The 13608-nt window shown below is 72.9% G+C and carries 13 protein-coding genes; 3 read left to right on the forward strand and 10 right to left on the reverse strand.

All coding sequences use genetic code 11. The features are described from left to right. Positions 1–24 precede the first annotated feature (24 nt). Together dapC and fdxA are read right to left on the reverse strand one after the other, a co-directional pair. Entirely contained in the window at positions 25–1140 is a 1116-nt protein-coding gene (gene dapC, locus ACIQG9_RS20235) for a succinyldiaminopimelate transaminase (RefSeq protein WP_400404644.1), read from the reverse strand. Then, positions 1137–1463 carry a ferredoxin gene (gene fdxA, locus ACIQG9_RS20240; RefSeq protein ID WP_007072862.1) on the reverse strand — a complete coding sequence of 109 codons (327 nt, stop codon included), beginning with the start codon at positions 1461–1463 and terminating at the stop codon, positions 1137–1139. The genes dapC and fdxA overlap by 4 nt, the downstream gene beginning before the upstream one ends. Before the next feature lie 79 nt (positions 1464–1542). On the opposite strand from fdxA, the gene ACIQG9_RS20245 reads away from it, so the two are divergent. Next, complete coding sequence (locus tag ACIQG9_RS20245) at positions 1543–2502, forward strand: GNAT family N-acetyltransferase (RefSeq protein ID WP_400404487.1); 960 nt, start codon at positions 1543–1545, stop codon at positions 2500–2502. 98 nt (positions 2503–2600) lie between these two features. On the opposite strand, the gene ACIQG9_RS20250 is transcribed toward ACIQG9_RS20245, so the two are convergent. The 3 genes from ACIQG9_RS20250 to mshB all read right to left on the reverse strand — a co-directional run bounded on the left by ACIQG9_RS20250 (position 2601) and on the right by mshB (position 4618). Continuing rightward, positions 2601–3065 (reverse strand): hypothetical protein, encoded by a 465-nt coding sequence (locus ACIQG9_RS20250; RefSeq protein WP_400404489.1) that lies wholly within the window; start codon positions 3063–3065, stop codon positions 2601–2603. Between the two features lie 162 nt (positions 3066–3227). Next, positions 3228–3677 (reverse strand): hypothetical protein, encoded by a 450-nt coding sequence (locus ACIQG9_RS20255; protein WP_400404646.1) that lies wholly within the window; start codon positions 3675–3677, stop codon positions 3228–3230. Positions 3678–3694: 17 nt separating this feature from the next. Further along, the gene (gene mshB / locus ACIQG9_RS20260; protein ID WP_400404491.1) at positions 3695–4618 is read right to left on the reverse strand and encodes an N-acetyl-1-D-myo-inositol-2-amino-2-deoxy-alpha-D-glucopyranoside deacetylase; all 924 of its coding nucleotides are present in this window, start codon (positions 4616–4618) and stop codon (positions 3695–3697) included. Positions 4619–4704: 86 nt separating this feature from the next. Here mshB and ACIQG9_RS20265 point away from each other — a divergent pair, with 86 nt between their 5' ends. After that, positions 4705–6849: a prolyl oligopeptidase family serine peptidase gene (locus ACIQG9_RS20265; protein ID WP_400404493.1), complete on the forward strand. Its 2145-nt coding sequence runs from the start codon at positions 4705–4707 to the stop codon at positions 6847–6849. 254 nt (positions 6850–7103) lie between these two features. Here ACIQG9_RS20265 and ACIQG9_RS20270 read toward each other — a convergent pair whose 3' ends face one another. Next, positions 7104–7301, reverse strand: coding sequence for a hypothetical protein (locus tag ACIQG9_RS20270; RefSeq protein ID WP_400404495.1), 198 nt, complete (start codon positions 7299–7301; stop codon positions 7104–7106). A gap of 327 nt (positions 7302–7628) precedes the next feature. Between ACIQG9_RS20270 and ACIQG9_RS20275 the strand changes: the two genes are divergently transcribed. Continuing rightward, a complete protein-coding gene (locus tag ACIQG9_RS20275; protein ID WP_400404497.1) occupies positions 7629–8381 on the forward strand; it encodes a helix-turn-helix domain-containing protein in 753 nt (250 codons plus the stop codon). A 146-nt stretch (positions 8382–8527) separates the two neighbouring features. Here ACIQG9_RS20275 and ACIQG9_RS20280 read toward each other — a convergent pair whose 3' ends face one another. The 4 genes from ACIQG9_RS20280 to ACIQG9_RS20295 all read right to left on the reverse strand — a co-directional run bounded on the left by ACIQG9_RS20280 (position 8528) and on the right by ACIQG9_RS20295 (position 13608). Then, positions 8528–10270 carry an ABC transporter substrate-binding protein gene (locus tag ACIQG9_RS20280; protein WP_400404499.1) on the reverse strand — a complete coding sequence of 581 codons (1743 nt, stop codon included), beginning with the start codon at positions 10268–10270 and terminating at the stop codon, positions 8528–8530. Positions 10271–10401: 131 nt separating this feature from the next. After that, positions 10402–11388, reverse strand: a complete 987-nt coding sequence (locus tag ACIQG9_RS20285; RefSeq protein ID WP_400404501.1) for an ABC transporter permease — start codon at positions 11386–11388, stop codon at positions 10402–10404. A gap of 10 nt (positions 11389–11398) precedes the next feature. After that, positions 11399–12403 carry an ABC transporter permease gene (locus ACIQG9_RS20290; RefSeq protein WP_400404503.1) on the reverse strand — a complete coding sequence of 335 codons (1005 nt, stop codon included), beginning with the start codon at positions 12401–12403 and terminating at the stop codon, positions 11399–11401. Then, a complete protein-coding gene (locus ACIQG9_RS20295) occupies positions 12400–13608 on the reverse strand; it encodes an ABC transporter ATP-binding protein (protein WP_400404505.1) in 1209 nt (402 codons plus the stop codon). Before ACIQG9_RS20295 ends, ACIQG9_RS20290 begins: the two co-directional genes overlap by 4 nt.

Below are 13608 nucleotides of genomic sequence, written 5' to 3' on the forward strand. Positions count from 1 at the left end.
GCGAGGGCCGACCGGCCGGGCCGGCTACGGCTGGGCGAGGCGGCGCGCGACCGCCGCCACGTGCGCGTCGGACCCGGTCAGCGCCGCCCGGACGTGCCGCTGCCCGGCGGGCCCGTAGAAGGCCCCGGCGGCGACCAGGATGCCTCGCCGGGCCAGCCACTCGACGGTGTCCCAGCAGTCCTCGTCGCGGGTCATCCACAGGTAGAGGCCCGCCTCGGAGTGCTCCACCGTGAAGCCCGCCCCGGTGAACGCGGCGAGCAGCGTCTCCCGCCGGGCCCGGTAGCGTTCCCGCTGCCCGTCGGCGTGCGCCTGGTCGCCGAGCGCGGCCACCATCGCGGCCTGCACCGGCGCCGGGACGATCATGCCGGCGTGTTTGCGGATCCTCAGCAGCTCGGCCACCAGCGCCGGGTCACCGGCCACGAACCCGGCCCGGTAGCCGGCCAGGTTGGAACGCTTGGAGAGCGAGTGCACCGCCAGCACCGAGTCGTACGACCCGCCGCAGACCTCCGGCGCGAGCACCGAGACCGGCTCGGCGTCGGCGGTCCAGCCCAGCGGCAGGTAGCACTCGTCGCTGGCGACCACGGCACCGCGCTCACGGGCCCAGTCGACCACCTTGCGCAGGTGGGCGGCGGGCAGCACCCGACCGGTCGGATTGCCGGGCGAGTTGACCCAGACCAGCCGTACCCGGGGGGTGGGGCCGACCGCGGTCAGCGAGTCGGCGCGCACCGTGGTGGCACCGGCCAGCCGAACCCCGTCCTCGTAGGTGGGGTAGGCGATCGACGGCACCACGACCACGTCGCCGGGGCCGATCCCGAGCAGGGTGGGCAGCCAGGCGACCAACTCCTTGGAGCCGATCGTCGGCAGCACCCCGAGCCCGTCGACGCCGGCCCGGCAGGCACGCGCCACCCAGCCGGCGATCGCGTCACGCAGCGCCGGGGTGCCCGCGGTCAGCGGGTAGCCCGGCGCGTCGGACGCGTCCGCCAGCGCCTGCCGGATCACCGGGGGCACCGGGTCGACCGGGGTGCCCATGGAGAGGTTGATCAGACCGTCCGGGTGCGCCGCGGCCAGGGTGGCCGCGGCGTCCAGGGTGTCCCAGGTGAACTCGGGCAGCCGTGCCGAGACCGGCGCGGGCCGGTTCAGTGGCCCTCGCCGCGCGGCGGCTGGCCGGCGACGAACGTCGCGTCCTTCTCCACCTTGCCGATCTTCGACGCGCCGCCCGGCGAGCCCAGGTCCTCGAAGAACTCGTAGTTCGCCCCGGTGTAGTCCTTCCACTGCTCCGGGACGTCGTCCTCGTAGAAGATGGCCTCCACCGGGCAGACCGGCTCACAGGCACCACAGTCGACGCACTCGTCGGGGTGGATGTAGAGCATCCGGTTGCCCTCGTAAATGCAGTCGACCGGGCACTCCTCGATGCATGCCTTGTCGAGCACATCCACGCACGGCTCGGCGATGATGTAGGTCACCGGTCTTCTCCTCCGCAAGACTCGTCGCGATCACCCGCGACGGTAAGAGCCTAGTATCTCGCCGGGGAGGAGGTCGATCGTGCTCCGACAGCAGGATGTGGGACACCGGATCGTGGTCCGCCGAATGGTGGGGATTCGGGAGGGCCGGCCGCTCTTCTCGGACGCCCTCGGTGAGCTGGTCGAGCTGAGCGAGACGCATCTCACCATCGCCACCGCGCAGGGACGGTTACGGGTGCCGGTGACCGAGGTGCACCGGGCCAAGCGGGTACCGCCCACCCGGCGGCCGACCGCCGCCGCCGTGGTGGAGGTGGAGCTGGCGGCGGACGAGGCGTGGCCCGCGCCGGTCCGGGGCCGGCTCGGGGACTGGCTGCTGCGGTCCGCCGACGGGTGGACCGGACGGGCCAACTCGGCGCTGCCGGTCGGCGACCCGGACCGTCCGCTGCCGGCGGCGGTGGACGCGATCGAACGGTGGTACGCCGACCGAGGTCGGCCCGCCCTGGTCAACACGCCGCTACCGCTGGCCGTGCCGGTCGGCGCCGAACTGGACGCCCGGGGCTGGGGGTCCCGGCCGCTCACGCTGGTGCAGACCGTCGCGCTCGCCGCGCTGCCGCCGGCGGCGGAACCGGCCGGCGCGCCGCCGGTCACCCTGACCGCCGCGCCGTCCGAGGACTGGCTCGCGGTCGCCGCCGGCCGCAAGGGCGGCCTGCCGGATGCCGCGCGGCACGTGCTCACCGCCGTGGACCGGGTCCGCTTCGCCCAGGTGTACGCCGACGGCGCGCTGGTGGCGACGGGTCGGGGCACGGTCACCGGGCAGGGCCGCTGGCTGGGGCTCAGCCTGATCGAGGTGGCACCGCAGGTACGCCGGCAGGGGCTGGCGGGCCGGGTGGTCCGGGCCCTCGCCGACTGGGCCGTCGCCGAGGGCGCGAGTCACGCCCTCCTCCAGGTGGAGCAGCGCAACACGGCGGCCGTCTCCCTCTACCGGAGGCTCGGCTTCACCACCCACCACACGTACCTCACCCGGGTCGCCCCACCGGCCTGACCCGACCCGGGCCACCCCGGTCGGCCGGCACCACCGAACCCGGCCCCAGCTCGCCGATGTGACGCCCATCACGACGGGCGGGCCGGCCGTGTGCGGGGTCAGCGGCGGACGACCCGGCGGGGCTTCGCCGCCTTCAGCTCGGCGTACCGCTTGAGCTGCTGGGACCGGTGGTCGCGGCCCAGCGCGATGAGCACCAGGTAGCCGATCGCCACGCCGGCCAGCGCGGCGGCGAGGTAGAGCCAGATCTGGGCGAAGAACAGCCCGGCACCTCCGCCGAACGGGTTGTTGCCCACCAGCAGCGGGCCGACCAGGACGGTCAGCAGCAGTGCCACGGCGACCGCGGCGGCCACGTCGGCACCCCAACGGGCGGCCGGGACGACCCGGCCCCGGACCGACACCACGCCGGCCAGGACCAGCCCGACCACGACGAACATGCCCAGCGAGACCCGGTCGGCGGCGGTGTCGTTCCCGTCGAAGCCGAGTTTGATGATCACCCGGGCCAACACGTTGACCGCGAACAGCGCCGCCGCCAGCACCCCGACCGCACGCCACCGATCCCTCATCGCACGCCTCCCGGCCTACTGCCCGCCCCACCGGCGGGCCTCCTGGCAGGAATATCTACCACCGCGGGCTGGGTGCCGTCACCAGCCTGCGGGACACCAACGCGGACGGCCGGCGCGACGCGCGGGACCAGCGCGGGTCATCGGCCGGCGGGCCGCCGACCGTCAGCCGTCGTGACGCCGCGGCGAGGGCCCGAGGATCTGCCGGAACGCCATCACCGCGAAGGTCATCGCCCCGGTGGTGATCATCGCCAGTCCGACCCAGTTGTCCCCGGCGACCAGCAGGTCACCCTCGGCGGTGCGGACCGCCGCCAACGCCATCAGCACGAACCAGGGCAGCGCGGGCAGCGCCACGGCCCACTTCCGGCCGACCGTGGCGTACGCGAACCAGCTCGCCGCGATCGCCCCCACGATGGTGACCGCCACCGACACCCCGATCAGGTGCCCGCCGACCCGGACGGTGGACAGCAGCAGGCCGAGCAGGGCGGTGAGCACCCCGCCGACCACGGCGACCAGCCCACCCACCAGCCGCAGCCCGAGGTCGAGCAGCCACCCCGTCCGGCCGGGTGGCGGCGGTGGTGGTGGCGGACCCGTCTCCTCCTCGACGACCGGCATCGGCGTGGCGGGCAGGGTCACCGAAGCCCGGCCGTCACAGCCGGGGCCCGGTACGACCCGTCGGCGGCCAGCCCGGCGAAGAGGTCGTCCTCCCAGCCGTACGGGCCGCTGCCGGGGCCCTTCTCCCCCACCGCCAGGGTGAAGTACTCCACGCCCATGAACTCGGCGCCGAAGTTGCCGGCGATCGAGTAGAGCCAGGAGCCGGCCGGGATCTGGGTGCCGTGCGCCCGCATCGCCGCCTCCTTGGCGGCGTGCTGCTCGGTGGCGTCGATCCGGGCCGCGATCTCCGGGTCCGGGGTGCCGAAGGGCAGGTCGTCGATGCTCTCGATGCCGTCGAAGGGGTTGTCCGACGACTCGGTGAAGTGGTTCATGCCGGCCTCCAGGACGCTGCGCGGCATCGCCGTCCAGTAGACCTTGGTCGGCGCGATGCCCTCGGCGTCGGCCAGCTCGTACGCCCGCATCGCGACCCGGTGCGCCTGGATGTGGTCCGGGTGCCCGTAGAAGCCGTTCGGGTCGTACGTGACGAGGACCTGCGGGCGGAGCTCCCGGATGACCTCCACCAGGTGACCGGCGGCCTCGTCGAGGTCGGCCTGCCAGAACGCCCGGGGGTGCTCGTTGGTGGCGAGCCCCATCATGCCGGAGTCGCGGTAGTGGCCCGCCCCGCCGAGGAAGCGGTGATCGGTGACGCCGAGCGCGGCGCAGGCGGCGGCCAGCTCGCCGATCCGGAACCCGCCGAGCTGGTCGGCCTCGGCGGCGGCGAGCTGCGCCAGCTCCGGCAGGTGGATCTCGCCCTCCTCGCCGAGGGTGCAGGTCACCAGCGTGACGTGGGCGCCGGCGGCGGCGTAGTGCGCCATCGTCGACCCGGTGCCGATGGCCTCGTCGTCGGGATGCGCGTGGACCAGGAGAAGGCGTCGGTCGGGCAGCGTCGTCACGACCGTCACTCTAACCGGCGGTCCCGCGCCCCCGAGCCGTACGCGTCCACGCAGGTCGGCCACATCACGCCCGGCGCCGCTCTACGATCCGGGTTGTGGACTTTCCCGAGCTGGCCGCCCGTACCCGTCGGTTCAGCCACGGGGCGCCGCGCGCCGTTTCCGTGGCCGACGACGGTTCCCGGGTGGTCTTCCTCCGCTCGGGCGGGCCGGAGGACCCGGCCGATGCGCTCTGGTCGCTGGAGACCGCCACCGGCGAGGAACGGCTGATCGCCGACCCCGCCGTGCTGCTGGGCGCGGACGCCGCCCCGACGGCGCTCGCCCCGGGCGAGCGGGCGCTGCGCGAACGACGCCGGCTCAGCGCCGCCGGCATCGGTTCGTACGTCCTGGACGGCGCGGGCAGGGTGGCCGTCTTCACGCTGGCCGGGCGGGTGTTCCGGGCCGACCTGGTGCACGGCGACGTGGTCGAGGTGGCCACCGTCGGGCCGGTGGTCGACCCGCGTCCGGACCCGACCGGGCAGCGGCTGGCGTACGTCACCGACGCCGCCGACGGGGTGCGCCGGGGCGAGCTGCGGGTGGTGGACGCCGACGGCACCGACACCATGCTCGCCGGCGAGGACGGCGGGGTCACCTGGGGGCTCGCCGAGCACGTCGCGGCGGAGGAGTTCCACCGGTTCCGCGGCTACTGGTGGGCCCCGGACGGCGGGGCGGTGCTCGCCGCCCGGGTGGACGAGTCCCGGTTGCCCCGCTGGCACCTGCACGACCCGACCGACCCGGCGAGCCCGCCGACGACCGTCGCGTACCCCCGGGCCGGTGGCCCGAACGCCGAGGTCAGCCTGCACCTGCTCGACCTGGGCGACGGCTGGGTCGACGTGCACTGGGACCGGGAGACCTACCCGTACCTGGCCTCGGTCGACTGGACCGACGGCAGTCCGCTGATCACGGTGCTGCGCCGCTCCCAGCAGCACGGCCTGGTACTGGCCGTGGACCCGCGCACCGGGGAGACCCAGGTGCACGCCGAGCTGGCCGACCCGCGCTGGGTGGAGCCGATCCCGGGCACCCCGGCGCACCTGCCGGACGGCCGGGTGCTGGTCGGCGGCGAGCTGGCCCACGACGGGTACGACGCCCGCTGCCTGTTCGCCGACGGCACCCTGCTCACCCCGCCGTCGCTGTACGTCCGCCGGGTGGTCGGCCGGCTGCCCACCGGCGCCGGTTCGGCCGACCTGCTGGTGGAGGCGAGCGAGGGCGAGCCGAGCCAGCGGCACCTCTACCGGGTCCGGACGGTGATCGGCGGTGGGGTGGACGCCCGTCGGATGAGCAGCACGCCGGGCTGGCACACGGCCGCCGTCGGCGGGGACGTGCTGGTGGTCGGCACCGCCTCGCTGGACGACGCGGGGACCCGCTGGTCGGTGTGGCGCGGCGACCGGGAGGTGGCCCAGCTCCGCTCGCTGGCGGCCACCCCGTCGTACGCGCCCCGGCCGATGCTGGTCCGGGTGACCGACCGGCGGCTGCCGACGGCGGTGCTCTACCCGGCGGAGCACGTCAAGGGCACCCGCCTGCCGGTGCTGCTGGACGTCTACGGCGGCCCGGGGCACCAGGAGGTGATCGCCGCCCGCTCGGCCTGGCTGGAGCGGCAGTGGTGGGCCGACAGCGGGTTCGCCGTGGTCACCATCGACAACCGGGGTACGCCCGGGGTGGCACCCTCGTTCGAGAAGGCGATCCACCGGCGGGTGGCCGACGTGATCCTGGCCGACCAGGTGGACGCGCTCACCGCGCTCGCCGGCAAGCATCCGGACCTCGACCTGGACCGGGTGGCGATCCGGGGCTGGTCGTTCGGGGGCTGGCTGGCCGGGCTGGCGGTGCTGCGGCATCCGGAGCTGTTCCGGTGCGGCATCGCCGGTGCACCGGTCACCGACTGGGCCCTGTACGACACCGCCTACACCGAGCGTTACCTGGGCCTGCCCGACGACGGCGTCGACGTGTACGGGCACCACTCGCTGGTGGAGTTGGCGGCGGAGCCGGTCCGCGACCCGGCGGAGGCCCGTCCGCTGCTGCTGGTGCACGGGCTGGTCGACGACAACGTGGTGCCGGCGCACACCATGCGGCTCTCGGCGGCGCTGCTGTCCACCGGCCGGCCACACGCGGTGCTGCCGCTGACCGGGGCCAGCCACATGGCGGCCGGCGGGCTGTCAGAGCGGCTGCTCCGGCTGGAACTCGACTTCCTCCGCACCCACCTGAGGTGACCTGTCGCCGGCCGACCGGCAACCGCAACCCGGCAATCCGGCAACCGCAACCCAAGATCGTGCTCGATCCTGGATCGAGTGGTATCCCAGCGCCAGAATGACCACTCGATCCAGGATCGAGCACGATCTTGCGGTGGGGCGAACGAGCGGGCCACCTGTCCCGGTCGAGGGCGGGCCGGCACGGTCGCGACCGCCGGGCGGTGAGAGTCAGTCGGGTGCGGATCCATGCCGGGACAGGAACGGCGCCGTCATGTTCAGAGCACCCCGAGGTTGATGGCGAGTTGGGTGATCGTCGCGGGGGCGTCCGGGTCGCGGGCAACCTGGCCGACCACCTCGCGTACGGCTGGCCGGTGTCGGACCTCGGCGGGTGCGATGCTGTCGGCCCGCATCAGCACCCGGGCCGCGCTGACGGGATCGTCGGTCTGGAGGTAGGCGCGAGCCGCGTCGGTCAAATGCGCGGCGCGGTGTTCGACCGGCAGCCACCGCCATCCGTCCCACCCGATCGCCTCCTCGTGCCGGGCGACCGCCCAGGGCCGTCGCCCAATTCCACGGCAGCGGTGACCCGCGCCAACTCGACGGCCGTCGGCCCGAACGCGGTCCGATGATGGTCGTGTCCGTCGCCCACCCGGGCGGCCATCTCGGCAGCATGGCAGGGCGCGGCGGCAAGCTCAGCCATCGCGTGTCATCCACGATGACGCCGGGATGTCGCCCAGCGCGACGGCCCAAGACACGACAAGACGGCCACATCGGAGGCGACATTAAGACGACATACCGCTATCGTGACGGGCATGACCGCCCCGAACACCGCCCTACGCGCCGTCCGTACCGGGATGCGCATGAGCCAGGACGACTTCGCGCGTGCGCTCCAGGCCGCGGGCCACCGCGTCGGCGAGCCCAACGACGCCAACAAGAGACTCGTCCAACGCTGGGAGTCCGGGGTGATTGCCGCCCCGCGACCCGGCTACGCCCGCGCGTTGGAGGTCGTCACCGGTCTGCCCATCTCACTGCTCGGCTTCGCCGCGACACCCCACGACGATGCCGTCGATGACCAGCACGGCGGCCACGACCTGACCTCGCCCGTGTCCAACCTGGCCACACCGACGCCCAGACCGGCCACGGTGCACGGGTCGTACGAGGGGGTATGGCTCAGCCGATACCAGTACCACTCCAGCGGCCGGGGAGAGTCGTTCGCGGGGCAGCACTTCGTGGTCGTACTCCAGCACGGTGACCGGCTGACCGCGCGCAGCCTGCCCGGCTCGGCGGCATCGTCGCTGTCGCTGGACCTGACCGTGGACGGTGCCGTCGTCACCGGCACCTGGGTGGAGCAGACCGACCCGGCCGGCTACTACCGGGGAGCCCGGTACCACGGCGCGATCCAACTGATGGTCGAGCCCACCGGGCGACGGATGGCCGGGAAGTGGGTCGGGTTCGGCAAGGACATGGACGTCAACACCGGCCCGTGGGAACTGACCTTCCAGGTCGCGTCGACGTCCAAGGCGACCCTCGACCAGTACAACACGCCGCCCGCGTAGCGGGAGGACGACCAGGCCGTGCACCGGACCAAGGCGGAGGCCGCGAAGCAGCCGGGACCGCTCCGGGGTGAACGAGAGGGTCCCCTCCCGACGGCGTTGTCGAGAGGGGACCCTTGCCGCCCGCAGCGCGGGTGGTCAGTGCGAGGTCACTGCTTGACGTGGGCGTTGACGAAGGACGGGTAGCCGAAGACGCTGGAGATGAAGACCCCGGCGGCCTTGGAGCCGTGCACGGTGTAGGCCACGTCGACGAAGAGCGGCACCACCGGGGCCTGCTCCTTCATGATCCGCTGGTCGAGCTTGCCCCACTCGGGACCCTGGTCGGCCGGGGGCAGGGCCAGGATCCGGTCGAACTCGGCGTTGATCGCGGGGTCGTTGAAGTACGCCTGGTTGCTGTTGCCCTCGGCCTTGATGGTCCGGCCGTCGTAGAGCACCGGCAGGATCGACGCGCCGCTGGGCCAGTCGGCCGCCCAGTTGCCGATGTACAGGTCCCACGGGTTGTTCTTCTTCTTGATCTCGTCGAGCTTCGCGTCGTCCGGGATGTTCCGCACGGTGATCTTGAAGCCGGCCCGCTCCAGGTTGCCCTTGAGCTGGGTGCCCATCTGCTGTTCGGTGCTGCTGTCGGCGACGCCGAGGACCAGTTCCGGGGTCTTCCCGCCGAGCAGTTCCTTGGCCTTGTCGACGTCGCCGTTGGCCCCGGCCGGATAGGCGTCGTACGCCTGGAAGCCGATGGTGGCCGGCGGCATCAGCGTGGTCAGCGGCTGGGCCACGGTCTGCCCACCGAGCGCCTTGACCAGGCCGTCCCGGTCGATGGCGTAGTTGAGGGCCTGCCGGATCTTCAGGTCGGTGACCCGCTGGTTGTTGATGACGAGCTGGTTGGCGCTCGGCGTCGGGGAGAGGATGGTCCGCTCCTTGAGCGCCGCGTCCTGGGCGACCCGGGCGACCAGCGAGGCGGGCACGTAGTTCCAGGAGATCGCGCTCTGGTCGGTGCCGTTGTCGGCGATCACCCGGTTGGTGGCGGCGTCGGCGGTCGGACCGAAGGTCCAGACGAACTGGTCCGGATACTGGTGCCGGACCGGGTCGGTGGCGGCGTCCCAGTGCGGGTTGCGGTCCAGCGTGAGCTGCACGCCGGCCTGGTTCTTGGCGACCTTGTACGGCCCGGACGAGAAGGGCTTCTGGTCCAGGTTGACACCGGTGTCCTGGTCGGGCCGCAGCGGCGCGGTGGTCGGCAGCGAGACCGCGAACGGCAGGTCACAGCGGGGCTTGGCGAACTCGAACCGCAGCGTCTTCGGGTCCGGGGTGGTCAACCCCGGCGGCAGCCCGGTCTTGTTCTTCTTGAAGTCCCACCGGGTGTCGAACTGCGGGCTGTCGGCGAGCCACTCCTGGAGGTAGGTGGGGCCGCCGGTCAGGTCGGGGTCGAAGGAGCGGGCGATGCCGTAGGCGATCTCCGTCGAGGTGATCGGGCTGCCGTCCTCGAACTTCACCCCGTCCTTGACCTTGAATTCCCAGACCTTGCAGTCGTTGTTGACGTTGCTGCCGGGCGTCTCGGCGAGGTCGCCGACCAGGACCAGGCCGCCCTTGCCGTCGTCCTTCCAGGTGGTCAGGTAGCGCGCGAAGAGCGGGTTGGCCATCAGGCCGGCGAACGAGTACGTCCGCTGCGGGTCCAGGTGGGAGATCGGGGTCTCCCGGATGATGGTGAAGGTGCCGCCCTTGCGTGCGCCGGTCACCTCGGCGGCGGGACCCTGGGAGTCCTTCGGGTCGGTGGCGATCACCCCGGTCTGCTGCCGGTCGGTGTCCACCGTGGTGCCCTCACCGGTGTTTTCCGAGCACGCCCCCAACGCCACCACCAGGGCGATCGCGCCGCCTGCGGCGGCTGCTGCGCGTGGTCGCATCTCCTACCTCCTCCACCCCGGTTGCCGTCGGACGGGAACGCCGACGTCCCGAGGATCGTAAAGAAGAAAACCTTCGGACGGTGTAACAGTTGTCGATAAATTTCGTCACCGGGGACGATCCCCGGCCCCGGTCAGCGCAGCCGCACCCGGGGATCGATCGCCGCGTAGAGCAGATCCACCAACACGTTCGCCAGCACCACGAAGACCGCGGCGATCAGCACGGTCGCCATGATGGTGGGCAGGTCGCCGGAGCGGACCGCGTCGACCGCCGTCCGCCCCATGCCGTTGAGGCCGAAGGTGGTCTCGGTGATCACCGTCCCGCCCAGCGCCCCGCCCACGTCCAGCCCGGCGATGGTCACCACCGGGGTGATCGCCGCGCGCAGCGCGTGCCGGCCGTACACGGTGGGTTTCGCCAGGCCCTTGGCCCGCGCGGTCCGGACGAAGTCCTCCGACAGCGTCTCCAGCATCTGCGCCCGGGACAGCCGGGCGTAGATCGCCGAGAACAGGAACGCCAGCGCCAACCAGGCCAGCACCAGCCCACTGGCCCACCGCACCGGATTGTCGAGCAGCGGCGTGTAGCTCGGCACCGGCAGCCAGCGCAGCGTGTAGACGAAGACCAGCAGCAGCACCGCACCGACGAAGTAGAGCTGCAACGAGGCACCGGCCAGCGAGAAGCCGATCGCCGCCCGGTCCAGCCAGGTGCCCCGGCGCAGTGCCGAGACCATGCCCAGGCCGACCCCGAGCAGCAGCCAGAGCACCGCCGCCGGGATGACGATGCTCAGGGTCACCGGCAGCACCCGGGCGATGGTGTCGGAGACCGCCTCGTTGGCCACGTACGACCAGCCCAGGCAGGGCGCGTCGCACCGGCCGCCCTGGGCGCTGCCCAGGTCCCGGCCGGTGACGATGCCCTTCATGTAGCCGGCGTACTGGCTGATCAGCGGGTCACGCAGGCCCAACTCCTGGCGAACCCGTTCCAGCCGTTCCGGGTTGCAGTTCTTCGGGCACATGCCGGTGACCGGGTCCCGGGGCAGGGCGAAGAACATCAGGAAGCTGAGCACGCTGACCGCGAAGAGCGTGAGCGTGGCGGAGAAGAGCCGCTTGACCAGGAACCGGGCCATGGGTGCCCTCCTACCGGGACGACTTCGGGTCGAGCGCGTCGCGCAGCGCGTCGCCGAAGAGGTTGAAGGCGAACACGAGCAGGAAGATCGTGACGCCGGGGAAGAAGACGTACGCCGGGTCGGTCTGGAGGTAGTCCAGGCTGCGGTAGATCATCCGGCCGAAGCTCGGGGTGGCGTCGGTCAACCCGACCCCGATGAACGACAGCGCCGCCTCGCTGGTGATGTACGCGGGCACCGCCAGCGAGAACGAGACCAGGACGGGCGCCGAGATGTTCGGCAGCAACTGCCGGAAGAGCATGTGCCCCAGGCCGGCGCCGCTGGCCCGGGCCGCCTCCACGAACTCCCGCTCACGCAGCGCGATGACCTGGCCGCGTACCAGCCGGGCGGTGCTCGTCCAGCCGAAGATCGCGAAGATCGCGATGAGCACCCCGATCTGGAAGGCCGGCGGCACCGCCGCCCGCTGCCCGTAGAAGCGCAGCGCGATGGTCGGGGTCAGCGCCAGCGCGATGATCAGGAACGGCATGGCCAGGGTGAGGTCGGTGATCCAGTTGATCACGGCGTCCAGCCAGCCGCCCAGGTAACCGGCGACGGTGCCCAGCACGATGCCGATGGCGGCGGTGATCACCGCCGCCGCGGAGGCGATCAGCAGCGAGCTACGCAGCCCGTAGACCATCCGGATGAAGATGTCCCGGCCGAGCCCCGGTTCCAGGCCGAACCAGTGCTCACCGGTCACCCCACCGGCGTACCCGAGCGGCATGCCGAAGCCGTCCAACCGGCCCTGGAACTGCTCGCGCGGCCCGATCCCGTACGCCAGCTCGATCAGCGGGGCGGCGAGCGCGACCAGCACGAAGAGCGCCAGCATGGCCCCGCTGACCACGGCGGTGCGGTCCCGCCGCAGCCGGGCCCAGGCGAGCTGGCCGGGCGAACGCCCGACGATCCCCCCGCCCGCCTCGGGCCGGTCGCCAATGGTCTCGGCCTCGGCCAGCGCCGCCGGCTCCACCGGGGACAGACTCATGTCGCCACCTCCTCGGCGCTCGCGTCCCGCCGACCCGCTCCGCCGCCCGACGACGCCGGGCCCGCCGGGCCGCTCGGCGCGTCCGCGCTGCCCGGCCCTCCGGCGACCGGCGGGTCGCTCGCCGCCGCGCCGGATCGCCCGCGACGGTGGGTCGGCGGCGGTGGAGTGGCCGCCGTTCCGGGCCCGGCCACCGACCCGTCCTCCGGGAAGTGACAGGCGGTGGCCTGCCGGCCGCCGTCGCGGGCCACCAGCGCCGGTTCCTCGGTGGCGCAGACGTCCCGGGCCTTCCAGCAGCGGGTCCGGAACCGGCAGCCCGACGGCGGATCCAGCGGGGTGGGGACGTCCCCGGTGAGCCGGATCCGCCCGGCCGCGCCGAGCGCGGTCACGTCCGGGATCGCCGACAGCAGGGCCCGGGTGTACGGGTGCTGAGGCCGCTCGTAGATGTCGGCGCGGTCGCCGATCTCCACGATCCGGCCCAGGTACATGACCGCGACCCGCTGGCAGAAGTGCCGCACCACGGCCAGGTCGTGGGCGATGAACACGAACGCCAGGCCGAGGTCGCGTTGCAGGTCCCGCAGCAGGTTGACCACCTGCGCCTGGATCGAGACGTCCAGCGCGGAGACCGGTTCGTCGGCCACGATCAGCTTCGGCCGCAACGCCAGGGCGCGGGCGATCCCGATCCGCTGCCGCTGCCCGCCGGAGAACTCGTGCGGGTAACGGTTGTAGTGCTCCGGGTTGAGCCCGACCAGCTCCAGCAGCTCGCGCACCCGGGTACGCACCCCGCCGGGCGGGTCGATCCCGTTGACCTGCAACGGCATCGCCACGATCCGCCCGACGGTGTGCCGGGGGTTCAGCGACGCGTACGGGTCCTGGAAGATGATCTGGAGGTCCTGCCGCAACGGCCGCAGCTCCCGACGCCGGGCGTGGGTGATGTCCCGGCCGGCGAACTCGATGGTCCCGGCGGTCGGCTCCAGCAGCCGCACCAGCATCCGGCCGGTGGTGGTCTTGCCGCAGCCCGACTCCCCCACCAGCCCTAGGGTCTCGCCGGGCCGCACGTCGAAGTCGAGACCGTCGACCGCCCGGACCAGCCCCTTCGACCGGAAGCCGGTACGCACCGGGAAGTGCTTGGCCAGCCCGCGTACCCGCAGCAGCGGCTCGGTCGACTCCGGCCCGGGACTCCGCTGCGCTGCGTTCCTCGCGCTCAC

The sequence above is a fragment of the Micromonospora sp. NPDC092111 genome, from assembly GCF_044755745.1.
Lineage (GTDB): Bacteria > Actinomycetota > Actinomycetes > Mycobacteriales > Micromonosporaceae > Micromonospora.